This window comes from Citrobacter sp. wls710, assembly GCF_005281115.1.
Classification (GTDB): domain Bacteria; phylum Pseudomonadota; class Gammaproteobacteria; order Enterobacterales; family Enterobacteriaceae; genus Citrobacter; species Citrobacter werkmanii.
On record NZ_SZXD01000044.1, the window covers coordinates 1 to 780 of the forward strand.

The 780-nt window shown below is 60.1% G+C and carries 1 protein-coding gene; it reads right to left on the reverse strand.

All coding sequences use genetic code 11. The annotated features are described in order from the left end of the window. Nucleotides 1-780, reverse strand: a 780-nt coding sequence (gene tssI, locus FDX14_RS20085) for a type VI secretion system tip protein TssI/VgrG (protein WP_137350115.1), incomplete at both ends; no start/stop codon positions are given.

Here is a 780-nt window from a genome sequence, read left to right on the forward strand (position 1 = left end):
GGTCATGCGCCACGGTGGTTTTCTGATCGTGGCCGCCAGCATTCTCCTTACCCACCGTCACCGTCTGGCCCAGACCCACGGTAATGTTCTGGTTGTTGCCGATGGTTTCGCTGTGATCCACCTTCACATCGGTGGTGCGATTGTTCAGCACCTCGGTATCCATGTTCTTCTGCGCATGGATATAGACCTGCTCCTGGTCTGTGGCATCGTCAAAGGTCAGCTCGTTAAATCCGTCGCCCTGATAGGTTTTGGAGCGGATGGTCATTTTTGTCCGGGTGGCCGGCAGGTCACCCGGCGAGGGATTATCTTCGTGATAGGCCCGTCCCGTTACGACAGGCTGATCCGGGTCGCCGTTGAGGAAATCAACAATCACTTCCTGCCCCACGCGGGGAATGGCGAGATGACCAAATCCGGCCCCGGCCCATGCCTGTGACACCCGTATCCAGCAGGAGCTGTCCTCCGTGCCGCCATGATAGCGGTCCCACAGGAACTTCAGCCGCACCCGGCCATACTCATCACAGAAAATCTCTTCCCCTGCCGGGCCGGTAACCACCGCGCTTTGCGGACCGTCCACTCTGGGCTTTGGCAGGGGGCGGGAACGCCATGTCTGTTCTGCCGGGATAACGGAAAACTGGTTGGTGAGCAGAGTCCCCTGTCCGGCGCTGCCGTGGCGGGCCTGAGGCTGCACGCCAACCAGCGTGCTGCTCACCACCTGCCAGTTGCGGTTAAGCGCAGGTATCGGGTGGTCTGACAGGGTAAAGCGGATGCCGGGCCATAATT